This window comes from Polaromonas glacialis (genome assembly GCF_000709345.1).
GTDB classification, from domain to species: domain Bacteria; phylum Pseudomonadota; class Gammaproteobacteria; order Burkholderiales; family Burkholderiaceae_C; genus Polaromonas; species Polaromonas glacialis.
This window is the reverse complement of record NZ_KL448323.1, coordinates 57,846-82,377: the sequence shown is the minus strand read 5'-3', so window position 1 is coordinate 82,377 and position 24,532 is coordinate 57,846. Positions and strand designations below refer to the sequence as shown.

At 65.4% G+C, this 24,532-nt stretch carries 19 protein-coding genes; 10 read left to right on the top strand and 9 right to left on the bottom strand.

From position 1 onward, the window contains the following. Positions 1–47: 47 nt before the first annotated feature. Positions 48–1,403, bottom strand: a complete 1,356-nt coding sequence (locus EC86_RS0100720) for a glycerate kinase type-2 family protein (protein ID WP_029523808.1) — start codon at positions 1,401–1,403, stop codon at positions 48–50. Between the two features lie 90 nt (positions 1,404–1,493). Here EC86_RS0100720 and EC86_RS0100715 point away from each other — a divergent pair, with 90 nt between their 5' ends. Then, positions 1,494–1,826 (top strand): SMR family transporter, encoded by a 333-nt coding sequence (locus tag EC86_RS0100715; RefSeq protein WP_029523807.1) that lies wholly within the window; start codon positions 1,494–1,496, stop codon positions 1,824–1,826. A gap of 130 nt (positions 1,827–1,956) precedes the next feature. Here the strand turns inward: EC86_RS0100715 and xdhC are convergent, their stop codons facing one another. Beyond that, on the bottom strand, positions 1,957–2,799 hold the full coding sequence (gene xdhC / locus EC86_RS0100710; protein ID WP_029523806.1) for a xanthine dehydrogenase accessory protein XdhC: 843 nt from the start codon (positions 2,797–2,799) through the stop codon (positions 1,957–1,959). Between the two features lie 89 nt (positions 2,800–2,888). Between xdhC and EC86_RS0100705 the strand changes: the two genes are divergently transcribed. After that, complete coding sequence (locus EC86_RS0100705) at positions 2,889–3,398, top strand: hypothetical protein (RefSeq protein ID WP_029523805.1); 510 nt, start codon at positions 2,889–2,891, stop codon at positions 3,396–3,398. Between the two features lie 269 nt (positions 3,399–3,667). Here EC86_RS0100705 and EC86_RS0100700 read toward each other — a convergent pair whose 3' ends face one another. After that, a complete protein-coding gene (locus EC86_RS0100700; RefSeq protein WP_029523804.1) occupies positions 3,668–4,684 on the bottom strand; it encodes a tripartite tricarboxylate transporter substrate binding protein in 1,017 nt (338 codons plus the stop codon). Between the two features lie 222 nt (positions 4,685–4,906). On the opposite strand from EC86_RS0100700, the gene EC86_RS0100695 reads away from it, so the two are divergent. After that, a complete protein-coding gene (locus EC86_RS0100695) occupies positions 4,907–7,204 on the top strand; it encodes an NADP-dependent malic enzyme (protein ID WP_029523803.1) in 2,298 nt (765 codons plus the stop codon). A 224-nt stretch (positions 7,205–7,428) separates the two neighbouring features. Here the strand turns inward: EC86_RS0100695 and EC86_RS0100690 are convergent, their stop codons facing one another. Both EC86_RS0100690 and EC86_RS0100685 read right to left on the bottom strand, forming a co-directional pair. Continuing rightward, positions 7,429–7,779, bottom strand: coding sequence for a helix-turn-helix transcriptional regulator (locus EC86_RS0100690; protein ID WP_029523802.1), 351 nt, complete (start codon positions 7,777–7,779; stop codon positions 7,429–7,431). Continuing rightward, positions 7,766–8,266 carry a type II toxin-antitoxin system RelE/ParE family toxin gene (locus EC86_RS0100685; protein ID WP_332258564.1) on the bottom strand — a complete coding sequence of 167 codons (501 nt, stop codon included), beginning with the start codon at positions 8,264–8,266 and terminating at the stop codon, positions 7,766–7,768. Before EC86_RS0100685 ends, EC86_RS0100690 begins: the two co-directional genes overlap by 14 nt. On the opposite strand from EC86_RS0100685, the gene EC86_RS0100680 reads away from it, so the two are divergent. The 3 genes from EC86_RS0100680 (at position 8,260) to EC86_RS0100670 (ending at position 10,987) form a co-directional block, all read left to right on the top strand. Further along, entirely contained in the window at positions 8,260–9,285 is a 1,026-nt protein-coding gene (locus EC86_RS0100680; protein ID WP_029523800.1) for an ABC transporter substrate-binding protein, read from the top strand. The genes EC86_RS0100685 and EC86_RS0100680 overlap by 7 nt on opposite strands. A 73-nt stretch (positions 9,286–9,358) precedes the next feature. Then, positions 9,359–10,180, top strand: a complete 822-nt coding sequence (locus EC86_RS0100675) for an ABC transporter ATP-binding protein (RefSeq protein WP_029523799.1) — start codon at positions 9,359–9,361, stop codon at positions 10,178–10,180. Positions 10,181–10,222: 42 nt separating this feature from the next. Continuing rightward, positions 10,223–10,987: an ABC transporter permease gene (locus tag EC86_RS0100670; RefSeq protein ID WP_029523798.1), complete on the top strand. Its 765-nt coding sequence runs from the start codon at positions 10,223–10,225 to the stop codon at positions 10,985–10,987. A gap of 134 nt (positions 10,988–11,121) precedes the next feature. Here the strand turns inward: EC86_RS0100670 and EC86_RS0100665 are convergent, their stop codons facing one another. Both EC86_RS0100665 and EC86_RS0100660 read right to left on the bottom strand, forming a co-directional pair. Then, entirely contained in the window at positions 11,122–11,604 is a 483-nt protein-coding gene (locus EC86_RS0100665; protein WP_029523797.1) for a cyanophycin metabolism-associated DUF1854 family protein, read from the bottom strand. A 26-nt stretch (positions 11,605–11,630) separates the two neighbouring features. Continuing rightward, complete coding sequence (locus EC86_RS0100660) at positions 11,631–14,024, bottom strand: cyanophycin metabolism-associated ABC transporter (RefSeq protein WP_029523796.1); 2,394 nt, start codon at positions 14,022–14,024, stop codon at positions 11,631–11,633. 336 nt (positions 14,025–14,360) lie between these two features. On the opposite strand from EC86_RS0100660, the gene EC86_RS0100655 reads away from it, so the two are divergent. From EC86_RS0100655 to EC86_RS0100640, 4 genes are all read left to right on the top strand, one after another. Then, entirely contained in the window at positions 14,361–16,595 is a 2,235-nt protein-coding gene (locus EC86_RS0100655) for a cyanophycin synthetase (RefSeq protein WP_029523795.1), read from the top strand. Next, positions 16,595–19,186, top strand: coding sequence for a cyanophycin synthetase (cphA, locus tag EC86_RS0100650; RefSeq protein ID WP_029523794.1), 2,592 nt, complete (start codon positions 16,595–16,597; stop codon positions 19,184–19,186). Before EC86_RS0100655 ends, cphA begins: the two co-directional genes overlap by 1 nt. A 130-nt stretch (positions 19,187–19,316) precedes the next feature. Beyond that, positions 19,317–20,147: an urease accessory protein UreD gene (locus EC86_RS0100645; RefSeq protein ID WP_029523793.1), complete on the top strand. Its 831-nt coding sequence runs from the start codon at positions 19,317–19,319 to the stop codon at positions 20,145–20,147. 171 nt (positions 20,148–20,318) lie between these two features. Further along, positions 20,319–20,762 carry a hypothetical protein gene (locus EC86_RS0100640; protein WP_029523792.1) on the top strand — a complete coding sequence of 148 codons (444 nt, stop codon included), beginning with the start codon at positions 20,319–20,321 and terminating at the stop codon, positions 20,760–20,762. A 1-nt stretch (position 20,763) separates the two neighbouring features. On the opposite strand, the gene EC86_RS26830 is transcribed toward EC86_RS0100640, so the two are convergent. Together EC86_RS26830 and urtE are read right to left on the bottom strand one after the other, a co-directional pair. Continuing rightward, positions 20,764–23,376 (bottom strand): CHASE domain-containing protein, encoded by a 2,613-nt coding sequence (locus tag EC86_RS26830; protein ID WP_051675653.1) that lies wholly within the window; start codon positions 23,374–23,376, stop codon positions 20,764–20,766. Positions 23,377–23,542: 166 nt separating this feature from the next. Next, the gene (gene urtE / locus EC86_RS0100630; RefSeq protein WP_029523790.1) at positions 23,543–24,238 is read right to left on the bottom strand and encodes an urea ABC transporter ATP-binding subunit UrtE; all 696 of its coding nucleotides are present in this window, start codon (positions 24,236–24,238) and stop codon (positions 23,543–23,545) included. Between the last annotated feature and the right edge of the window lie 294 nt (positions 24,239–24,532).

The window sequence follows — 24,532 nt, the reverse complement described above, 5'->3', positions numbered from 1 at the left end:
TGGTATGCGCAAGCAGCTATTAATTCAGTAGCAAAAACCCTCACAAGCTAAAGCACCAGGATCGCCCTGAAATCATTCACGTTGGTGTAGGTCGGCCCGCTGATGACCAGGTCATCGAGCTTTTCAAAGTAGCCGTAGGCGTCGTTGCGGTCGAGGTAATGGTCCAGTTTCATGCCGGCGGCCAGCGCCCGTTTGAGCGTGTCGGGCGTCACGCAGGCGCCGGCGTTGTCCTCGATGCCGTCGATGCCATCGGTGTCGGCCGCCAGCGCATACACGCCCGGCTGGCCCTGCAGCGCCAGCGCCAGTCCCATGCAGAACTCGCCGGCGCGCCCGCCACGCCCCCGGGGCGTGCCGGGCGGCTGCTTGCGAATCGTCACTGTCGTTTCGCCGCCGCTCAGGATCACGCAGGGTTTCTGGAACGGCTCGCCGGTCTGCGCCACGGCACGCGCCAGTGCGGCATGCACCTTGCCGACCTCGCGCGACTCGCCTTCCATTTCGTCGCTCAGGATGTAGGCGGCCAGTCCGGCGGCGCGCGCGGCGTCGGCGGCGGCCTGCAGGCTTTGCCGGGGCGTGGCGATCAGATGCACTTCATGGCCGTCGAACAGCGCATCGCCGGGCTTGGGCGTTTCCAGCGCGCCTTGTTCGAGCAGGCTCATGATGTCGCCCGGCACGTCGATGCCGTAGCGCTGCAAAATCGCCACCGCCTCGGCGCAAGTGCTGGCGTCGGGCACGGTCGGGCCGCTGGCGATGATCGACGGGTCGTCGCCCGGCACGTCGCTGATGGTCAGCGTGACGACGCGCGCCGGCGCGCAGGCCGCAGCCAGGCGGCCGCCCTTGATGCGCGACAGGTGCTTGCGCACGCAGTTCATCTCGGAAATGTTGGCGCCGCTGGCCAGCAGCGCCTGGTTGACCGCCTGCTTTTCTTCCAGGCTCAGCCCCTCGGCCGGCAAGGCCAGCAGCGACGAGCCGCCGCCCGAGATCAGGCACAACACCAAATCGTTGGCGGTCAAGCCCTGGACCATCGCCAGGATGCGTGCTGCCGCCGCCTGACCGGCTTCGTCGGGCACCGGATGCGACGCCTCGACGACTTCGATGCGCTGCGCCAGGCCTTCGGGACGCGACGGCACATGGTGGTAGCGCGTCACCACCAGGCCTTCGAGCGGCGCATCCGCCGGCCAGTGCGCCTCGACCGCCTGCGCCATCGCGCCGCCGGCCTTGCCCGCGCCGATCACAAGGGTTCGGCCGCCGCTGCCTGGCGTGGGCGGTTCAGGCAAAAACCGCGCGGTGTTGGCCAGTGGCAAGGCGCGCGTGACGGCGGCCTGGAACAGGTGGTCGAGAAACTGGCGCGGCTGCGCGCTGACATCGGCAATGTCATTGAAGGATAGGGGTATCGGTATCGTCATGAAAATTAGTGCCTCCTGCCCGGATTGTGCCGCGCCATACCGGCCTTCTTAAAATCACCAGCCACGACGGAACCACCGAAAGCGCGGCCCATGAATGCTTACCTTGCCCTGGGCATTGCCATCGTTGCCGAAGTCATCGCCACCACCGCCCTGAAAGCCAGCGACAGCTTCACGCGCCTGCTGCCCTCGGCGCTGGCCGTGGCGGGTTATGCCATTGCCTTTTATTTTCTGAGCATCACCTTGCGGTCAGTGCCCACCGGCATTGCCTATGCCATCTGGTCGGGGCTGGGCATCGTGCTGATCACCATGGCCAGCTTCTTTATTTACCGCCAGACCCTCGACCTGCCCGGCCTGCTGGGCATGGGGCTGATCATTGCCGGGGTCGTGGTGCTGAACGTCTTTTCAAAATCGGCGACGCATTGATGCCGCAAACCCAGTTTGTTCTGGAAATCGTCGGTTTTCTGCGACCAAATAGTGCTTTTTCGCAGGTGCTGCTTACGCAACCAGCTATTGATTGCATAGCATATCTATAGGATCGTGCGCTTCCCTGCGGCTAGCCAAGCATCTGCAGCAACTGCGCCGCCACCGCCACGGCAATCACTTCGGGTTCCTTGCCGGTGATGCCGGGCACGCCGATCGGGCAGGTGACGTGCGCCAGTTCTTCGGCGCCAAAGCCGCGCGCCTCCAGGCGGTTCCTGAACGTGGCCCATTTGGTCTTGCTGCCAATCAGGCCGACATACGGCAGGTCGGCTTTCCCGCGCTGGCGCAACAGGCAACTGGCGACGATTTCCAGGTCTTCGGCATGGCTGAAGCTCATGATCAGCACGCGCGACTGCGGCGCCAGGCCGGGCACCGCCGACTGCACCGGCTCGGAATGCTCGCAGGCCACGCGCGCCGGCAGGTCCTGCGGAAAAACGCCGTCGCGGCTGTCGATCCAGGTGAGTGAAAACGGCAATGGCGCCAGCACCCGCGCCAGCGCATGGCCGACATGGCCGCCGCCGAACAGCGCCACCGGTGTCAAGGGGGCTTCCAGCGTTTGCGCCAGCACCGGCAGGTCGCTGGCGCTGACGCGTTCAAACGCCAGATGCACCACGCCGCCGCAGCACTGGCCCAGCGAAGGCCCGAGGGCAAACCGCAGGCGCAGAGGAACGGCGTTTTCCGGGCCAGAGGACTCGCCTGATGCCGCCAGAAGGGCTCGCGCCCGTGCCGTTGCATCGAACTCCAGGTGGCCGCCGCCAATCGTGCCGACCAGCGCATCGGCAAACACGCCCATCCAGGCGCCGGCTTCGCGCGGCACCGAGCCCTGGGTCGAAACGACACGCACCAGCACCGCCGGCTGGCGGGCCAACGCTGCAAAAAAGTGTTCGGCACAATGGACGGAATGGCTGAGAATCATGAATGAAGCGTCTCGAAATGAAAACCATGCGGATGGAAAAAAACGGCAATATTGGCGTCCGGCCCGAATCACCTTACCAAACTATGCCCATGTCTGAATCCAAACCCCGCCGATTCTGGCTCCTCCGGTGGCTCACAGGCGCCGCCGCGCTGGTGGCCAGCGCCTGCAAGATGGCGCCTCCGACCCTCCCTGGTTCAGCGCCGTCCCAGCCGACCGGGGTCGTCGGGCCGGTGCCCGCTGCTCGCGGCTCGGCACGCAATTCCTCGGCGGCGTCGCCCCGGGCCTACCGGGAAGATGGCGCCAGCCACCTGTACGGTCTCAATGCCGAGCGCATCTACAAGGGCCGGCTGCCGCCGCTGCTGTACGCTGTGGGCGTGATGAATGTGGAAATCGACCGGGTCGGCCGCGTCACCCGGCTGGACTGGCTGCGGGCGCCGCGCCATGCGCCCGAAGTGATGGCCGAGATTGAGCGCACCATCCGGCAGGCCTCGCCCTTCCCGGCGCCGGTGCGGCTGGGCAAGGTGGTCTACACCGACACCTGGCTGTGGCACAAGAGCGGCAAGTTCCAGCTGGATACGCTGACCGAAGGGCAAGATTAAGCCCCCACGCTCCCCACTGCGTGTGGTTCGCTGCCCCCCGAGGGGGCGCTGCGCCTGCGGCCCGGCAAAGCCGGTTCCGCGGCCCCTGCTGGGTGGGGAAGTGTCACCCCCCACGCTCCCCACTTCGTGTGGTTCGCTGCCCCCGAGGGGGCCGCTGCGCCTGCGGCCCGGCGAAGCCGGCTCCGCGGCCCCTGCTGGCGGGGCGTGCCACCCCGACGCTTGTCAGTGTCGAAGGCCGCTGTTGCAGCTTTACCCCCCAGATGCGCGGGCTACTCGATCTTCAGGTTCTGCGTCTTCACCACATTGCGCCAGGCGCGGTAATCGGCTTCGATGAAATGGCCGAGCAGTACGGGCGAGCCGGGCGCGGCTTCGACCGCGTCGGCCTTGAAGCGGGCCAGCACTTCGGGCAGGGCCACGACCTTGTTGATGGCTGCGTTCAGGCTGTTGACAATGGCGGGCGGTGTGCCGGCAGGCGCCATCAGCGCAAAGTAGTTCACCACGTCAAAGCCTGCCAGCCCGGCCTCGCTCATGCTGGGAACGTCGGGCAGCGCGCTGGAGCGTTTGGCGCTGGTCACCGCCAGCGGCTTGACGCTGCCGTTCTTGATGAAGGGCAGCAAGGCCGGAATGGTGCCGGTGACCAGCTGGATCTGCCCGCCAATCATGTCCATGGTGGCCGGCGCCACGCCACGGTAGGGAATGTGCGTGATGAAGGTGCCGGTGCGCGCCTTGAGCAGTTCGAGCACCAGGTGGTTCACGCCGCCGGCGCCGGCCGAGCCGTAATTGAGCACACCGGGCTGCCGCCGGGCCAGCGCGACCAGCTCCTTCATGCTGTTGGCCGGCAGCGCGTTGTTGGCCGCCCAGACCAGCGGCCCGGTGGCAATCATGCCGACCGGCGTGAACTGGCGCAGCGGGTCGTAGTGGGCGCCGGGAACCGACGCGGCCACGGTAGTAAAAGGAGACGCCGCCAGCAGCAGCGTGTAGCCGTCGGGCGGGGCCTGCGCCACGTATTGCGTGCCGATGGCCCCGGAGGCGCCGGCGCGGTTGTCCACGACAAAGCTGGCGTTCATGACTTCGCCGAGCTTTTGCGCCACCAGCCGCGCCATCGCATCGGTGCCCGCGCCGGGGGCAAAAGGCACGACGATCCGGACGGCCCGATCCGGATACACCGCCGAAGGCGTCGACAGCCCTTGCGCCAGCGCGGCCGGCATTGCCAGGCTGGCGGCTGCGGCGGCGAGCAGCGCCAGCATCTGGCGGCGGCCCGGGGCGCTTGTTGAACTGAGATTCATGGACGGAGCAAAAAAGTGGCGGAAGAAAGATTGTCGCCGTGACGCATGACGGCCCGATGACACGCGGGTGCGGGCTTCAGGCGCCTGGCTTGCGGCGCAAAAAAACACCGCCTTCGGGCAACTGCAAGCCAAAAAGCGGCCTCCGTCCAGCATGAAAGCCCGCGCATTTGCAGTACCCTTTAGCGTTATCTGCATGTGTTCAACAAAAAGTCAGGAGACACCATGGACAAAGCCCTTTCCCCGGCCGAAGTGGCCCTGCGCGAAGCCGCGCGCGACTACCACCGCCTGCCCACGCGCGGCAAGATTTCTGTCAACGCCACCAAACCCCTGTCCAACCAGCGCGACCTGTCGCTGGCCTACTCGCCCGGCGTGGCCTACCCCTGCCTGGACATCCAGGCCGACCCGTCGCTGGCGCACGATTTCACCTCGCGCGGCAACCTGGTCGGCGTGATCACCAACGGCACCGCCGTGCTGGGCCTGGGCAACATCGGCCCGCTGGCCGCCAAGCCGGTGATGGAAGGCAAGGGCTGCCTGTTCAAGAAGTTCGCAGGCATCGACGTGTTCGACATCGAACTCGACGAGAACGACCCCGACAAGCTGGTCGATATCATCGCCGCCATGGAGCCGACGCTGGGCGGCATCAACCTGGAAGACATCAAGGCGCCCGAGTGCTTCTACATCGAGAAAAAACTGCGCGAGCGCATGAACATCCCGGTGTTTCACGATGACCAGCACGGCACCGCAATCATCTCGTCGGCCGCGCTGCTCAACGGGCTGGAACTGGTGGGCAAGAACATCGAGGACGTTCGCGTCGCGGTCTCGGGCGCGGGCGCTGCGGCGCTGGCCTGCCTGGACGTGATGGTCGGCCTGGGCGTGCGCGTCGAAAACATTTACGTCTGCGACTCCAAGGGTGTGATCTACGAAGGCCGGCCCGGCGGTTTTGACGAATCGAAGGCACGCTTTGCACAGACCGGCAGCGAGCGCACGATGGCCGATGCAGTCAACGGCGCCGACGTGTTCCTGGGCTGCTCGGCGCCCGGCGTGCTGACGCAGGACATGGTCATGACCATGGCCAGCAAGCCCATCATTCTGGCGCTGGCCAACCCGGAGCCTGAAATCCGGCCCGAACTGGCCAAGGCCGTCCGGCCCGACTGCATCATCGCCACCGGCCGCTCGGACTATCCGAACCAGGTCAACAACGTGCTGTGCTTCCCCTACATCTTTCGCGGCGCGCTCGACTGCGGCGCGACCAAGATCACCGAAGCCATGAAGCTGGCCTGCGTTCGCGAGATCGCCAACCTGGCCAAGGCCGACATCAGCGAGGAAGTGGCCAGAGCCTATGCCGGCCAGGAGCTGTCGTTTGGTCCCGACTACCTGATCCCGACGCCGTTCGACTCGCGCCTGATCTTGCGCATCGCACCGGCCGTGGCGAAAGCCGCCGAGGCGTCGGGCGTGGCCACCCGCCCGATCGAGGACATGGAAGCCTACCGCCAGAGCCTGAGCCGTTTTGTCTATTCCACCGGCATGCTGATGCGGCCGGTGTTCGGCGCCGCCCGCGCCGCCACCACCAAACGCGTCGCCTATGCCGAGGGCGAGGACGAGCGCGTGCTGCGCGCCGTGCAGCTGGCGCTGGACGACAACCTGGCATCGCCCATCCTGATCGGCCGCCCGGCCGTGATCGAGGCGCGCATCCTCAAGGCCGGCCTGCGCATGCGCCTGGGCAAGGACGTGGAATGCGTCAATCCCGAGGACGATTCGCGCTTTCGCCAGTACTGGGAAACCTACCACCGGCTGCTCGGCCGCGAGGGCGTCAGCCCCGAAGCCGCCAAGGCCGCCGTGCGCCGCTCGACCACCAGCATTGGCGCGCTGATGGTCCACCTGGGCGACGCCGACGCCATGCTGTGCGGCCTGCACGGCCGCTTCGACGTCCACCTGGACCACATCCGCGACATCATTGGCCTGAAAGAAGGCGCGCCCGGTTTTGCCACCGTCAATGCGCTGATGCTGCCCAAGCACACGCTGTTCATCGCCGACACCTTCGTCAACGAAGACCCGAGCGCCGAGCAGCTCGCCAGCATCGCGCTGATGGCCGCCGAGGAAGTGCGCCGCTTCGGCCTGCCGCCCAAGGTGGCGTTTTTGTCGCATTCGAATTACGGCTCGTCCAAGCGGTCTTCCGCCCTGAAGATGCGGCGCGCCCGCGAACTGTTTGCAAGAATAGCGCCGGACGTGGAATGCGACGGCGAGATGCACGGCGATGCCGCCCTGTCGGAGACGATCCGCCGCAATTCGCTGATGGACACCACGCTGACCGGCGAGGCCAACATCCTGATCTGCCCGAACCTGGACGCAGCCAACATTTTGTTCAACGTACTGAAAGTCACCGGGGGCGAAGGCATCACCATCGGGCCGATCCTGCTGGGCGCGGCCGCCACGGTGCATGTCATGACGCCGTCGGCCACGGTGCGGCGGATTTTGAACATGACGGCGCTGGCGGTGGCCAACGCGGGCGCGGGGCGCTGACGGCTGACTTGCTCCTTCCCCCGCTGGGGGAAGGTTGGGATGGGGGCGGACCCGAATTTATGCTTCAGCCCGAACCTGATCGCCAAGATTGCGGGTTTGAGGATGTTTTAAGGCTCTGGCGCAATACCCCCCTGCGCAAGCTGCTATTTATTTTGTAGTGCTGGCTGGCCTGCCATGAATGACGGTAGCGGGTGCAAGGTGCTTTTTTTATCCGAATGTGAACGTCAAAGCCCACCATCAGCACGAGAAGCGGCTCCGCTGGAACGAGCCGTTGAATTTTTCGGGGTCAGCGATTTTCGAATCAGCCTGACTTCCAGCGTGCAGCCCAAAGCTTGCGCATATTTCGAAAGCGTGGCCAGCGACGGTGAGTGCTTGCCGCTACCCGATTCCATGCGTGCCACGGCGGACTGGGTCGTGCCAATCTTCTCGGCCACTTGCGCCTGGGTAAGCCCTTGCGCCGCGCGCGCCTTGAAAAACTCATCCAAAAGCGAGAATTCATCGGCCAGCTGGTCGAATTCTGTCTTTACCTCTGTGTTTGCCAATGCCTTGGCGCGCATCTGCTTATGTGTCAACATTTTTCCACTCCTTCATGCGCTGGCGCGCGAGACTCAATTCCTTGGGAGGCGTCTTGTTCGTCTTCTTCACGAACTGGTGAAGCATGACGATTTTTCGTCCCGCCATGGTGCAGTAAAAAACTCTTCCGATGCCCTCACGCGATTTCAGACGCAATTCGAACAAACCCGCAGCCATTGCGCGCGTATGCGGCATTCCTAAATCAGGGCCAAATTCCAGCATGCGATCAGTGCAATGAAAATACCTCGCCAATAGTCCGGTTGGAAGCGCAAGAATGTCTGACTGCAACTTCTCGTCGTGATATTTGATCTCCCATTTCATGGGAAAATAATAGCGTATTTGCGATAAACAAGACGTCACGTGCAGGTACTGATATTCAATAGCTCCTTTGCAGCAGCTTGACACGGCTCCAGCGCCATGAAACCCCGCCACTGGCACAGTCTTTGCAAGCCCTGCGTCATCACTCTCACCCAAGGTCATCCATGCCATTGCACCCTTTCCTCGTCACGTCCTTGAGCGCTGCCGTGCTTGCCGCCACCTCCGCCGCGCACGCGCAGAACACGCCCATCAAGTTCCAGCTCGACTGGCGGTTTGAAGGCCCTGCGGCGCTGTTCCTGACGCCGGCGGCGAAAGGTTATTTCAAGGACGCCAGGCTTGACGTGACGGTGGATGCCGGCAACGGCTCGGGCGGCACGGTCACGCGGGTGGCGTCGGGCGCCTACGACATGGGCTTTGCCGACATGGCCGCACTGATGGAATTCCACGCCAACAACGTGGACGCGCCAAACAAGCCGGTCGCGGTGATGATGGTTTACAACGACACGCCGGCCTCGGTCATGGCACTGAAAAAATCCGGCATCAAGACGCCCGCCGACCTAAGCGGCAAGAAATTCGGCGCCCCGGTGTTCGACGCCGGCCGCCGCGCCTTTCCGATCTTTGCCAATGCCAACGCCATCAGCAACGTGACCTGGACGGCGATGGACCCGGCGCTGCGCGAAACCATGCTGATTCGCGGCGACATTGACGCCATCACCGGCTTTACCTTCACCTCGCTGCTGAACCTGGAGGCGCGCGGCGTCAAGGCCGCCGACGTGGTCGTGCTGCCCTACCCCGACTACGGCGTGAAGCTGTACGGCAACGTCATCATCGCCTCGCCCAAAATGATCAAGGAGAACCCGGCGGCGGTCAAAGCCTTCCTCGCGGCCTTAGCCAAAGGCGCGAAGGACGTGATCGCCAACCCCGCCGCCGCCATTGCCGACGTCAAGGCGCGCGATGGCATCGTCAACCCCGAGCTCGAAACCCGCCGCCTCAAGCTGGCCATCGACACCGTGATCAACAGCCCCAACGCCCGTGCCGAAGGCTTCGGCCAGGTCAACGGCGCGCGCCTGTCGCTGATGGCGTCGCAGGTGTCCGACGCCTTCAACACCAAGACCCGCGTCAACCCCGAGGCGGTCTGGAACGGCGCGTTCCTGCCCACCAAGGCGGAATTGAACGTGCTGCCCAAATAATCGATTGCTCTGTTTTTTATAGCTGGTTGCGCTTGCACGGAAAGCGCAAAAGCACTTTTTGATACCTAAAACCATGCACGAAACCGAAACACCCTGGTTTGTCGATTTCCAGGATGTCTGGCTGGCTTACAACGATGAGCTGCGCAAGCAGAACAACTTTGCCGTCGAGGCCATCGACCTGAAGGTCAAGCCTGGCGAATTCATCGCCATCGTCGGGCCGTCGGGCTGCGGCAAGTCGACCTTCATGAAGCTGGCGACCGGGCTGAAGATGCCGTCGATGGGCAAGATCAGCATCGACGGCCAGCCCGTGACCGGGCCGCTGAAGGTGTCGGGCATGGCGTTTCAGGCGCCGTCGCTGCTGCCCTGGCGGACCACGGTGGACAACGTGCTGCTGCCGCTGGAAATCGTCGAGCCTTACCGCAGCCAGTTCAAGCACAAGCGCAAGGAATACGAGGAGAGCGCGCGCAAGCTGCTGCAAAAAGTCGGCCTGAGCGGCTACGAGGACAAGTTTCCGTGGCAGCTGTCGGGCGGCATGCAGCAGCGCGCCAGCATCTGCCGGGCCTTGATTCACGAGCCGAAAATGCTGCTGCTCGACGAGCCCTTCGGCGCGCTCGATGCCTTCACGCGCGAGGAACTATGGTGCATCCTGCGCGATTTGTGGACCGAGCAGCGCTTCAACGTAATTTTGGTCACGCACGACCTGCGCGAGTCGGTGTTCCTGGCCGACACGGTGTATGTGATGAGCCGCAGCCCGGGCCGCTTCGTCGTCAAGCGCGAGATCGACTTGCCGCGCCCGCGCGAGCTGGAGCTGACCTACACCAAGGAATTTGCCGACATCGTGCTGGAGCTGCGCGGCCACATCGGCGCCTTCCGCAAGCCGGCCGCTGTCGCCTGAGCCTCGGCGCTTTCCCTTTCCTGCTTATTTGCCAAGGCTTTCATGCACAACAAAACCGTCGAGCGCTGGTCACCGTGGCTGCTGCTGACTGCCGTGATCGTGCTGTGGCAGGTCATCTGCTCGGCATTCAGCATTTCCGAATTCATCTTTCCCAGCCCGTGGCGCATCTGGACGCAACTGGTCGAATACAAGGGCCTGATCGCCGGCCACGCCTGGCGTACCTACTGGGTGACGATGGCCGGCTTCGGCCTGGCCATCGTGGTCGGCGTGCTGCTCGGTTTTCTGGTCGGCAGTTCGCGCCTGGCGTATGCCGCGCTGTACCCGCTGATGACGGCGTTCAACGCGCTGCCCAAGGCGGCGTTCGTGCCGATCCTGGTGGTCTGGTTCGGCATTGGCGCCGGCCCGGCGATTTTGACGGCGTTCCTGATCTCGTTTTTCCCGATCATGGTGAACATCGCCACCGGCCTGGCGACGCTGGAGCCCGAACTCGAAGACGTGCTGCGGGTGCTGGGCGCCCGGCGCTGGGACGTGCTGGTCAAGGTCGGGCTGCCGCGCTCCATGCCCTACTTCTACGGCTCGCTCAAGGTGGCGATCACGCTGGCGTTTGTCGGCACCACGGTGTCGGAAATGACGGCGGCCAACGAAGGCATCGGCTACCTGCTGATCTCGGCCGGCTCGTCGATGCAGATGGGCCTGGCGTTTGCCGGCCTGATGGTCGTCGGCGCGATGGCGATGGCGATGTACGAGTTGTTCAGCCTGGTGGAAAAGCACACCACCGGCTGGGCGCATCGCGGCTCGCAGGGCTGATGCCGCGATGCACCGGCACCGGCAGGGGCATGCAGCGTAGATGACCGGGTTGGCGCTGCGCAACCGGACCTGAAAATGCTATTGATTCAATAGCTGCCTACGCCCGTGTCTATTGCGCAAAAGCCGTTTTTGGATCATAAAAACCGCTCTAGTAGCCGGCGCGACGCCTTGTCCAGCGCCGTCATGTCGGCAATGCGGTACTGCACGCCTTCGCTGGCGGCGATCAGCAGCTCACCGCCTTTCAAACGGCGGATGTCTTCCTCGCCCTTGAGCACGAAGGCGGTGTTGCCCCGGTCGGTTTCCACCGTCCAGGTGCTGGGCGTGCCGAAGGACGACACGCTCGCCAGCCGCTTGATCTCGGGCACGAAGTCGCGCAGCGCGAGTTCTTCCTTCAGCAGCCGCTGCACGGCGGCAGGCAGGCTTGACAGTTGTTCGATCCATGCCAGTTCATGGCCCTCCAGGCTGACCAGGGAAATGCCCTCCTCCGGCGCAGCCAGCGGAAAGGCGCGCACCGGCACGACGCCCTGGTGTACCTCGCCATGCGGGCTGATGTACTTCAGGCGGCCCGAGGCTTCGCGCTGAAGCTGGAAATCGGGAATGAAGGTGAAATTGGTCATGGTCTGTATGTCCTTTTACCGCGCTGTCACGGGGTGCCGGCCTGCTGCAGCGCATGCTGGGCGGTGTGCTCGACGTGCGCGGTGGCCACGGCGATCAGGCTGTCCTGCGCATCGGTTTCCGTCTCTTCGGTATCGACCTGGCGCAACTGCGCTTCGTAAAGCCGCCAGTAATGGCCCTGCTTGGCCATCAGCTCCTCGTGCGGGCCGACTTCGACCACCTGCCCCCGGTCCATCACCACCAGCCGGTCGGCCTTGCGCAGGGTGGACAGGCGGTGCGCAATCGCAATCGTCGTGCGGCCCTGCACCAGGTTGTCGAGCGCCTTCTGGATTTCCTTTTCGGTCTCGGTATCGACCGACGACGTGGCCTCGTCGAGGATCAGGATGCGCGGGTCGATCAGCAAGGCGCGCGCAATCGAGATGCGCTGGCGCTCGCCGCCCGACAGGCCCTGGCCGCGCTCGCCGACCAGCGAGTCGTAGGCCTGCGGCAGCCGCAGGATGAATTCATGCGCATGCGCCGCGCGCGCAGCGGCGACGATCTCGGCGCGCGTCGCGCCGGGCTTGCCGTAGGCGATGTTCTCGGCAATGGTGCCGAAGAACAGGAAAGGCTCCTGCAGCACCAGCCCGATGTGGCGCCGGTAGTCGGCCACGGCAAAGCGCCGGATGTCGGTGCCATCAATCTGGATCGAGCCATCTGTCACGTCGTAAAACCGGCACAGCAGGTTGACCAGCGTGCTCTTGCCCGAGCCGCTGTGGCCGACCAGTCCGATCATCTCGCCGGGCTTTATTTCCAGGTCGAGCCCGCGAATCACCGAGCGGTTGCCGTAGCGAAAGCCCAGGCCCTTCATCTCGATGCGGCCCTGCAACTTGTCGATCTTCACCGGCTGCGCGGGTTCGGGCACGTTGGACACATGGTCGAGGATGTCGAAGATGCGCTTGGCGCCGGCCGCCGCCTTTTGCGTCACCGAGACAATCCGGCTCATTGAATCGAGCCGGCCGTAAAACCGGCCGATGTAGGCAATGAAGGCGGTCAGCACGCCGACCGTGATCTCTTGCCGCGACATCAGCCAGATGCCGAAGGCCCAGACCACCAGCAGGCCCATTTCGGTCAGCAGCGACACCGTCGGCGTGAACAGCGACCAGACCTTGTTCAGCTTGTCGTTCACCGCCAGGTTGTGCTGATTCACCACGCGAAAGCGCTCGGCCTCGCGCTTTTCCTGGGCAAAGGCCTTGACCACGCGGATGCCCGGAATGGTGTCGGCCAGCACATTGGTCACGTCCGACCAGACGCGGTCGATCTTCTCGAACCCGGTGCGCAGCTTGTCGCGCACAACGTGGATCATCCAGCCGATGAAGGGCAGCGGCACCAGGGTCGCCAGCGCCAGCCAGGGATTGATGGAAAACAGGATGGCGGCGGTCATGCCGATCATCAGCACGTCGGTGGCGAAGTCCAGCGCATGCAGCGACAGGAACACGCAGATGCGGTCGGTTTCCGAGCCGATGCGCGACATCAGGTCGCCGGTGCGCTTGGCGCCGAAATAGTCCAGCGACAGCTCCAGCAAATGGTCGAAGGTCGCGGTGCGCAAATCAGCGCCGATGCGCTCGGACACCAGCGCCAGCAGATAAGTGCGCGCCCAGTTCAGCGCCCAGCCCAGCACCGCCGCGCCCAGCAGCGCCCCCAAAATCAGGCCGACCTTGCCCGGCTCGATCTGCTGGCCGTTCTGGAACGGAATCAGGATGTCGTCCATCAGCGGAATCGTCAGGTAGGGCGGCACCAGCGTCGCGGCGGTCGAGGCCAGCGTCAGCAAAAACCCGGACAGCAACTGCCAGCGGTAAGGCCGGGCAAAGCGCCACAGCCGCAGCAGCACCCAGGTCGAAGGCGGCGTATGGACCTTGCCCTGGGCGCAGGCCGGGCATTCGTCGCTGTCCGGCGGCAGCGGCGCATCGCACTCGGGGCACAGGGGAAGCTCGTGGCCCGTGCGGTCCAGTTCAATCGCCTGGAGCCGGGCCGCGCTGGCCTGGCGCTGGGCCTGCTGCTGCGCGAACAGCCGCACCATGCGCAAGGCCTGCGGATTGGCCCCCAGGGTGAAGCGCCACAGGGCCAGGCGCCGCGAAGGCTGGCCCTGGACATCGTGCAGTTCCAGCGTTCCGACACCGGCATGGTCGAAATGGCGCAAATCGAGCTTCTGGATGGGCTCGTCGTCATGGTTCTGCATGAACAGGCTGGACCAGTTACCGGCAGCGTTGCGCGACAGCAGGCGACGGTCCGTCAGCACCAGCGCGCCGGGCGAAAAACGCAGCGCCTGGTCCAGGTCAACCAGCAAGGTACACAAAACGTTCTCTTGGGTTGCCAGTTGCGATGCAAGCCCTGCGAGTGCCGGGTCGTCGGAACTGGAATCTTCCACGGGGTGCTGATGTTGCATGTTGTCTCGAATTCATTTTCCGGTCATGACCGTGTTGCCGGTTGCGGCCTTGATACCCCTCAAGGGTAGGGACACAGTGGCGAAAGGCATTCAAAACAACGATTTTCGCCCAAGCGGCCGGCCTGCCCGAGAGGTTAACCCCCTTGAAGCCCTGGCAGGCCCCGCCCGTGAAATTCTGAATTCGTAAAACGGCACAATGAGGCCAGCCCCATTGACCACGATGACCCACCCACCGCTGCCCACGCTTCTTACCCGCACCCCTGGCCGGCATGTCGCCGGACCGGAACCAAAACGTTGCACCGGCACAGCCGGTTGACCTTAAATTTTTTGCCAACCATGAGCAAACTGGACGATATCAAGCTGCTGCGCATCAGTTACCTGCGCGGACCCAACATCTGGACCTACCGGTCGGTGCTGGAAGTCTGGCTCGACCTGGGCGCGCTGGAAGACTTTCCGAGCAACCTGCTGCCCGGCTTCAACGACCGGCTGCTGGGCCTGCTGCCGGCGCTGCTGGAGCACCATTGCGGCGTCGGCGAGCGCGGCGGTTTTCTTCAGCGCCTGAACGAAGGCACCTGGACCGGCCACGTGCTCGAACACGTGGTGATCGAGCTGCTCAACCTGGCCGACATGCCGACCGGCTTTGGCCAGACGCGCAGCACCTCGACGCACGGCGTGTACCGCATGGTGTTTCGCGCGCGCGACGAGCAGGTGGCCCGCACCGCACTGGCCGAGGGCCACCGGCTGCTGATGGCCGCTATCAACGCCGAAGCCTATGGCGCAGCCGAGGTGCAGGCGGCGGTGCAGGTCATCCGCGACCAGATCGACGACTGCTACCTCGGCCCCAGCACGGCGGCCATCGTGGCGGCCGCGACCGACCGGGGCATTCCGCACATCCGCCTGAACGACGGCAACCTGGTGCAACTCGGCTACGGCGCCAGCCAGCGGCGCATCTGGACGGCCGAGACCGACCTGACCAGCGCGATTGGCGAAAGCATCGCCCACGACAAGGACCTGACCAAGAGCCTGCTGGCCAGCTGCGGCGTGCCGGTGCCCGAAGGCGAGATCGTCGCCAGCGCAAAAGCCGCCTGGGAAGCGGCGCAGGACATCGGCCTGCCGGTGGTCGTCAAGCCGTCGGATGCCAACCACGGCCGGGGCGTGTCGCTCGACCTGAACACGCGCGAGGAAGTCGAGGCGGCTTTCGCGATTGCCGAACCCGAAGGCAGCGAGGTGATGGTAGAGCGCCATGTGCGCGGCCAGGAACACCGGCTCCTGGTCGTCGGCGGGCGGGTGGTGGCCGCCGCGCGCGGCGACATTGCCCAGGTCACCGGCGACGGGCAATCGAGCGTCAACCAGCTGATCGATGCGCAACTCAACACCGATCCCCGGCGCGGCCTGGGCGAAGACTTTCCGCTTGGCCGGATCGACACGGCCGTGGATGCCGCCATCGTCCTTGAACTGCAGCGCCAGGGCTTGAGCCCCGGCGCCATTCCCGCCGCCGGCCGGGTGGTGCTGGTGCAGCGCAACGGCAACGTGTCCATCGACTGCACCGACGAGGTACACCCCGAGGTCGATTACATCGTCTCGCTGGCCGCCCGCGTGGTCGGCCTGGACATCGCCGGCATCGATGTGGTGGCGCAGGACATCTCGCGCCCGCTGCATGCGCAGGGCGGCGCGATCGTCGAGGTCAACGCCGGCCCCGGCCTCCTGATGCACCTCAAGCCCGCGCAGGGCGCGCCGCGCCCGGTGGGCCGCGCCATCTGCGACCACCTGTTTGCGCGCAACGCCGAAACGCCAGACCACCGCAGCCAGGGCAGTGACGGCCGCATTCCCATCGTCGGCATTGCCGGCCTGGACGGCACGCAGCACATTGCGCGGCTGGTGGCGTGGCTGCTGCACCTGTCGGGCCGCTACACCGGCCTGGCCTGCCGCGATGGCCTGTTCCTGGACCAGCGCCGCGTGGAAAGCGCCGACAGCACGAACTGGGAAGCCGGCCAGCGCCTGCTGATCAACCGGGCGGTGCAGGCCGCCGTGTTTGAAAACGGCGCCGACACGATCCTGCGCACCGGTCTGGCCTACGACCGCTGCCAGGTCGGCGTGGTCACCGACCTGGGCGGCGCCGACGGGCTGGCGGAATTCGACATTCTTGACGACAGCCAGATGTTCAAGGTCCTTCGCTCGCAGGTCGATGTGGTGCTGCCAGGCGGCGCGGCGGTGCTCAATGCCGCCGATGCCGGCGTGGTGGAGATGCAGCAACTGTGCGACGGCGAAGTGATTTTCTACAGCAGCGACCCGGGCGCGCCAGCCATTGCCGCGCACCGCGCCAGCAACGGCCGCGCCGTGTTCGTGCGGCAGAACCAGGTCGTGCTGGCCACCGGCGGGGCCGAGTCCTTCCTGCCTGGCCTGGGCAAACTGACCGCCTGGTGCAAGCGCCATGCAAAAAGCGCCATCGCCGAGCCTTCGCTGCTCGCCGCCGTCGCCACGGCCTGGGCGCTCGATATTCCGCTCAACCTGATTGGCGCGGGCATCGAAGCTTTTGAATCCAACCCACTACCTGCCGGGAGGGCAGCCTGATGGAAGTTTCCCGCATCCGGGCCCTGCGCGGCCCCAACCTCTGGAGCCGGCGCACGGCCCTGGAAGCCATCGTCGCCTGCACGCCTGACGAATGCTCCATCGACCACCTGCCAGGCTTCGAGCCGCGCCTGCGCGCGCTGTTTCCGGACATCGGCGTGCTGCGCGACACCGGCCCCGCCGGCCCGGTATCGCTGGCGCATGTGCTCGAAGCGGCGGCGCTCGAACTGCAGGCGGCCGCCGGCTGCCCGGTCACCTTCAGCCGCACCTCGGCCACGCTGGAGGACGGAACTTACCAGGTCGTGGTCGAGTACAGCGAGGAAGCGGTGGGCCGCCTGGCGTTTGAGCTGGCGCAGGCGCTGATGCATGCCGCCTTGCAGGACGCGCCCTTTGACCTGCAGGCCGCCATTGCCCGCCTGCGCGATCTCGATGAAGACGAGCGCATGGGTCCGAGCACCGGCGCGATTGTCGAGGCTGCCCTGGCGCGCGGCATTCCCTTCCGGCGCCTGACCAAGGGCAGCATGGTGCAGTTTGGCTGGGGCTCGCGCCAGCGCCGCATCCAGGCCGCCGAGATCGATGCCACCAGCGCGGTAGCCGAATCGATTGCGCAGGACAAGGACCTGACCAAGAAGCTGCTGCGCGCCGCCGGCGTTCCGGTGCCGCAGGGCCGGCCGGCAACCAACGCCGACGACGCGTGGGCGGCGGCCCAGGAAATCGGCCTGCCAGTGGTGCTCAAGCCGCAGGACGGCAACCAGGGCAAGGGCGTGACGGTCAACATCACGACACGCGAACACCTGGACATCGCCTGGCGCGCCGCCGCCGAGCATGGCGAGGTCATGGTCGAGCGGTTTTTGCCGGGTTGCGACTTTCGCCTGCTGGTCGTGGGCGACAAGCTCGTCGCCGCCGCCCGGCGCGAGCCGCCGCAGGTGGTGGGCGACGGCCTGCACACCGTGCGCGAGCTGGTCGACATCGTCAACCTGGACCCTAGGCGCGGCGAAGGCCATGCCACCTCGCTGACCAAGATCCGCTTCGACGACATCGCCGTCGTCCGGCTGGAAACCCAGGGACTCACGCCCGAATCGGTTCCGGCCAAGGGGCGGCGCGTCATCCTGCGCAACAACGCCAACCTGAGCACCGGCGGCACCGCCACCGACGTGACCGACGAGGTGCATCCCGAGGTTGCCGCCCGCGCCGCGGCCGCCGCGCAGATGATCGGCCTGGACATCTGCGGCGTCGATGTGGTGTGCGAAAGCATGCTGCGGCCGCTGGAGGCGCAAAACGGCGGCGTGGTCGAGGTCAATGCCGCGCCCGGCCTGCGCATGCACCTGTCGCCCTCGTACGGCAAGGGCCGCGCCGTCGGCGCCGCCATGGTCGACGAGCTGTTCCCGGCCGGCGACAACGGCCGCATTCCGGTGATTGCCGTGACCGGCACCAACGGCAAGACCACCACCACGCGCCTGATCGCCCACCTGCTGGCCGCGCACGGCCTGCGCACCGGCATGACGAACACCGACGGCGTGTACATCAACGGGCGGCAGACCGACAGCGGCGACTGCAGCGGCCCGAAAAGCGCGCGCAACGTGCTGATGCACCCCGACGTGGATGCCGCCGTGTTCGAAGTCGCGCGCGGCGGCGTGCTGCGCGAAGGCCTGGGGTTTGACCGCTGCGAAGTCGCCGTAGTCACCAACATCGGCAGCGGCGACCACCTCGGGCTGAACTACATCACCACGGTGGAAGACCTGGCCGTGTTGAAACGCGTGATCGTGCAGAACGTCGCGCCCACCGGCTACGCGGTGCTCAACGCGGCCGACGCCATGGTCACCCGGATGGCGCCTGCCTGTCCCGGCAAGGTGATATTTTTTGCCGCCGACCGCCATCACCCGCTGATGGCGACGCACCGGGCGCAGGGCAAGCGCACGGTGTTTGTCGATGGCGCCATGCTGGTGGCCGCCGAAGGCTCGCGCGTCGAGCGCATCCCGCTGCAAGGCATTCCGGTGACGCGCGGCGGCAGCATCGGCTTTCAGGTCGAGAACGCCATGGCGGCCGTGGCGGCAGCCTGGGCCGTCAACCTGAGCTGGGACACGATCAAAAGCGGCCTGGCCAGTTTCGTGACCGACACCCACAATGCGCCCGGCCGCTTCAACGTGATGGACTATGCCGGCGCCACCGTGATTGCCGACTACGGCCACAACCCCGACGCCATGCAGGCGCTGGTGGCGGCCGTCAACGCCATGCCGGCCGAGCGCCGCAGCGTGGTCATCAGCGGCGCGGGCGACCGGCGCGACAGCGACATCTCCGACCAGACGGTCATTCTGGGCGCGGCGTTCGACGAGGTGATCCTGTACCAGGACGCCGCCCAGCGCGGCCGCGCCGACGGCGAGGTGATGGCGCTGCTGCGCGAAGGCCTGCAGGGCGCCAGCCGCACGGCGCGTATCGACGAGGTGCGCGGCGAGTTTGCCGCCATCGACGAGGCGCTGTCACGCCTGCAGCCGGGCGACCTGTGCCTGGTGCTGGTCGACCAGGTGCAGGAAGCGCTGGACCACCTGGCGCTGCGCATCGGCGAGGCGAAGGACAAGCTGATGGCGATTCCTTGAAGCCAAGGCGGCGGCCGGCCGACATTTTTAATGGAAAAGGCCTTTTGCGCATATCACACGGGTGTTAACAGCTATTAATTTAGTAGCGCCTTGCAGGCTTTTCGGTTGGCGGCCGCGTTAAACTGCAGCGATGACATGGAACGCAACGCTGGCACTCGACTACACCCGACAGGCTGAAAAGACCGTCGCCCATTTTCGCCACAGCGGCCCGCTGCGCATCCTGCAAAGCCTGTACCCCGAGGGCGAAGGCATCTGCCACAACGTCATCGTCCATCCGCCCGGCGGGCTGGTGGGTGGCGACACGCTGGACCTGGCCTTCAGCGCCGGCCCGGGCGCGCATGGCCTGGTCACCACGCCCGGCGCCACGCGCTTTTACCGCTCCACCGGCGAGACCGCGCTGCAGCGCACCAGCTTGTCGCTGCAGGCAGGCGCGCGCATGGAATGGCTGCCGTTAGAGGCGATCTGCTACAGCGGCTGCCTGGCGGAAAACCACCTGACGATGGACCTCGCGCCCGGCGCCGAACTGATCGGCTGGGACGTGACGGCGTTCGGCCTGCCCGCAGCCAGACTGCCGTATGCGCAAGGCAGCTTTTGCCAGCACATCGAAGTGCCCGGCGTGTGGCTGGAACGCGCGCGCCTCAAAGCCAGCGACACGCTCCTGATGGACAGCCCGCTGGGCCTGGCGGGCCACCGCTGCATGGCGTCGATCTTCTTCGTGTCCGGCAGCAAGCTGGAGCGAAACCGCCGTCAGGCCGCGCTGGAGGTGGCGCGGGAAGTCATCGAGGCGCATGAACTGCGCGCCACGGCAGGCGCCACCAGTCCCGATGCACAGGTGGTCGTCGTCAGGGTGCTGGCGCCGCTGGTCGAGCCGGCGATGGCCTTGCTCAGGCAGGTCTGGCAGGCCTGGCGCGGCCATTTCTGGCAGCAGCCGGCGTCCACGCCGCGCATCTGGTCGATGTAGCCAATCGTTTCATGACCAAAACTTCAAGTCGCCGCAAGTGCGTCCTGCTGAAAGACAGGTCCTACAACTGAATCCGGTATTGCACGCGCCCGGCCCGCCGCATTTCCTCTCAAGCTGCACAGCCTTGTGGTTTCACACTCCTCTTATAAATATTTATCAGGAGTCCCGATCATGTTCACATCCCTCAAGTCCCGTTTCCTGGCCCCTTCGCGGATCAACCGTCTGGGCAAGGGTGTCGGCTATTTCGGACTCACCGCCTTGCTCGCCATGACCGCAGCGACTGCCCAGGTTGCCCCCCTGGACGCCACCGGCCTGGATGCCTCGGGCAATGCCCGGAGCGAAATGGCCGCCTGCAACAGCGGCAAGACCCAGCAGGACCGGGTCGCCTGCGTCACGGAAGTGCGCAATGCGAACGCGGAAAAACGCGCCGGCACGCTGCGCAACGGCGGCGACTACAGCGCCAACGCCATGCGGCGCTGCGAAGTCTTCAAGGACAGCGAAGACGCGGCCGCCTGCCGCGCCCGTATCGAGGCACAAGCTCAGCTCGATGGCAGCGTGGCCGGCGGCGGTGTGATGCGCCAGAGCGAAATCGCAGTGCCTGCCGCGCCGCGCTAAGCTACGCCGGATCTGCGGCCAGCGCTGCCGGAAGCGTGAAGAAAAACGTCGCGCCTTCGCCCACGGCGCCCTGCGCCCAGATGCGGCCGCCATGGCGGGCAACGATCCGGTGCGTGGTGGCCAACCCTATGCCGGTGCCCGAGAATTCTCCCGGCGAATGCAGGCGCTGGAAAGTGCCAAAAAGCTTTTCGACATACGCCATGTCAAAACCCGCGCCATTGTCGCGAACAAAGAACGTCGTTATTTCCGGGCCATCCTGCGCCAATTGACCGATCCAGATTTGCGCATCGGCCGCATGGGCCGTGAACTTCCAGGCATTGCCGATCAGGTTTTCCATCACCTGGCGCAGCAAGGCGCGGTCGCCCATCGCGACCAGCCCGGCCTGCACGTGAACCGTCACCAGCCGGCGCGCCTCCCGCTCGCGGCAGGCCTGCAGCGCATCTTGGGATACCGCGCCAAGGTCGATGGATTCGTTCTTCAGGCTGGTGCGCGACACGTGGGCCAGCGACAGCAGGCCATCGGTCAGTTCTCCCATCTGCCTGACGCCTGCGCGGATGCGATTCATGTAGTGCCGCGATCGTTCCGCCGTCTCGATGGCAATGGTTTTTTCCAGCAAATGGCTGAAGCCGTCAATCGAGCGCAAGGGCGCCCGCAGATCATGCGCGACGGAATACGAAAAAGCCTCCAGCTCCTTGTTGGCGGACTCCAGTTCGGCTGTGCGTTTCCTGACCTTGTCCTCAAGTTGCGCGTTCAGCGCACTGATCTCGGCCTCAGCCCGCTTGCGCTTGGTCACGTCGCGCAAAAACAGGTTGTTGCAAGCCTCGCCGCCGGGCGTCAGGTAATTGGTCAGCGACAGTTCGCATTCAAACCGCGAGCCGTTGCCCCGGTGCATCGTGACCTCGCCCCTGGCATGGCCGGACAGCATCGCCTGCGCGACCAGGATATGCAGGCGCGAGTCATGCGGGTCCACCAGTCCGGCACGTCCGCGCTGCCGGATCTCTTCCTGCGTCAGCCCGAACAGCTGGCAGGCGGCCGGATTGGCGTACTGGATCGAGCCATTCGGCATGGCCTGCAAAATGCCGTGGAGGCTGCTTTCAAACAGCTGGCGAAAATTTTCCTCGCTGGTGCGCAGCGCCAGCTGCGCGGCCTGCCGGTCGGAAATATCCATGTGCGTTCCGGACATCAGGTCAGGCTTGCCCGCCAGTGTCCAGGTCGACACCTTTCCCCGGTCCAGCACCCAGACCCAGCGCCCGTCGCGATGGCGTATCCGGTGTTCGCATTCAAAATACTGGCTTTTTCCCCGGAAATGCCGTTTCAGCGCGGCGTTCATCGCTGGCGCATCGTCAGGATGGATGCGGTCGCGCCAGTCGCTGATCTGCTGGGGACCCAGCCGCGCCAGGTCATAACCCATCATCGCCGCCCATCGCTCATCGAGCTGAAGCGCTCCGGTCTGCACATGCCACTCCCACGTCCCCACATGCGTGCCTTCCACGATGTTGTGCAGCCGCTGGCGTTCGCGCGCCAGGTCAGCCGTCATCCGCCGCGCCAGCGCCAGGGCGCGCGCCCGGCCGCTGCCCAGCAGCCAGATGGTCAAGGCCAGCAGGCCGCTCAGCACGCTGCCCGACAAGCCCATGAGCCAGGGCGCCAGACTGCCCTGCTGCGCTTCAAAGGCTGCCGTGGTACCCATGCGCAGCGTCAGCGGCCGGCCGCCGACGAGCACGACGCGCGCGGTCTCGAACATCGGCGTGGCATCCCTGGCCAGACGGGAAAGGCCTCCGAGTTCAAACAGCAAATTATCGGGCGTCGCGCCCGAATCATCCAGGCTGTCATGGACGGCCAGGCGGGTCTGGCCGCTCATTCCGGCGACGACCTGGGCCATGATTTCCTCCACCACCACGGGCGCCAGCAAAATGCCCAGCAGTTCGGCTTCCCGCTTCTGCACCGTGGCGGGCTGCAGTCCTTGCCGGTAGATCGGCAGGAAAAAGGCAAACGCAGGTCGCTGGCTATCATCCTGGACCAGCTGGATACGCCCGCTGAGCGTGGCCTCGCCGGTCGTGATGGCGCGCTTGATCGCCTGCATCCGGACCGGGTCTTCGGCAAGATTAAGGCCCAGCGCGGCCTGGTTGGGCGCGGCTGGTTCCAAAAACTTGATGATGTACAGGTCTGGCGCCGTGCCCCGGTTTTTCACCGTGAAGCCGGGGCTGCCATCGCGCCGCTGCGCTGCAACAAAAGCCTTCACGGCGCCGCTTTTGACCCGCTCGACAAAACCAAAGCCGCGGATTCCGGGGTATTCGAGCCCGACATTGCTCGACTCGACAAAGGCGCGGAACTCGGCCCGTTCCACCGAGAGGCTGGCCGCATAGACGCCCGCAGCCCCTTTCAGGCCGGTGAAGGGCAGGTTGAGGTGGTGCTTGACATCGGCTTCGATGCGGTCGACCTGCTGGTCGAAGCGGTTTTTGGCCCGGGCCTGAAGGTCTTGCTGCTGCCAGCGCAAGGCCGCCGCCGTGGCGCCCAGCCCGGCGACAAGCACCAGTGCCGTGGCCAGCCGCATCGTGCGTACATTGCCGTCGGAACTGCTTTGGCCAGCGGACAGGTAGTGGAAAAGGGCTTTCATCGAGTCGAACGCGTCGTTCAAGCGCCCAGTGGGGATAGCCCTGTAGTATCCCCCAGCATGCCGGCGCTTTGGCCTGGCGCCGGGCAGGCAGGGCCGCAGAAGTCGCTACGCGATCAAGCAGCTTGCCAGCCCGGACCGTTGACCCGCCTTGTCGCCGGGGCGGCGTTCAAATCGCCACCAGCTGGCGCACGCCATTGGCCTGCATGTCCCGGCCCTGCCCGCGCGCGATGAATTCGCCGCGCTCCATCACCAGGTAGTCGTCGGCCAGTTCCTCGGCGAAGTCATAGTACTGCTCGACCAGCAAAATCGCCATGTCGCCCCGGTCGGCAAGCATGCGGATGACCCGGCCGATGTCCTTGATGATGCTGGGTTGGATGCCTTCGGTCGGCTCGTCGAGGATCAGGAGCGTGGGCTTGGCGGCCAGCGCCCGGGCAATGGCGAGTTGCTGCTGCTGCCCGCCCGACAGGTCGCCGCCCCGGCGGTTGAGCATCTGCCTGAGCACCGGGAACAGTTCGAACAGTTCGGCGGGAATCGGCGTGCTGGCGCTTTTGTAGGCCAGGCCCATGCGCAGGTTTTCCTCGACCGTCAGGCGGGCGAAGATTTCACGGCCCTGGGGGACGAAGCCGATGCCGGCCCTTGCTCGCTCGTAAGGAGTGGCGTTCTGGATTGGCTTGCCGTTGAATTCGATGGTTCCGGTCTTGATGGGCACCAGGCCCATGAGGGATTTCAGCAGCGTGGTCTTGCCGACGCCGTTGCGGCCTAGCAGGACGGTGACTTTCCCCAGATGCGCTTCCAGGCTCACATCGCGCAGGATGTGGGAGCCGCCGCCGTAGTATTGGTTGATGTTTTTGACTGTCAGCATGACTTTGTTCCCGGAATGGCAGCAGAGGTTTGCAATGTTGGGAGGCCGGGGGTTGCCCGGCGGCAACTCACTTTTCTTTGCTTCGCCAAAGAAAAGTAAGCAAAAGAAAGGCGACCCGACTGTCTGAGTCCCTTCGCTTCGCTTCGGGCAACCTGTGAGAGCCCATCAAAACGGGGGTCCGCGCAAACTCGCCTGCGGCTCAAACAGCGCGCGGCCCTGATCCCGTTTTGATGGACTCTCACAGGCTCAGCCAGAACGGGACTTGCGGGAGCGGGAGCGGGAGCGGATTCGGAT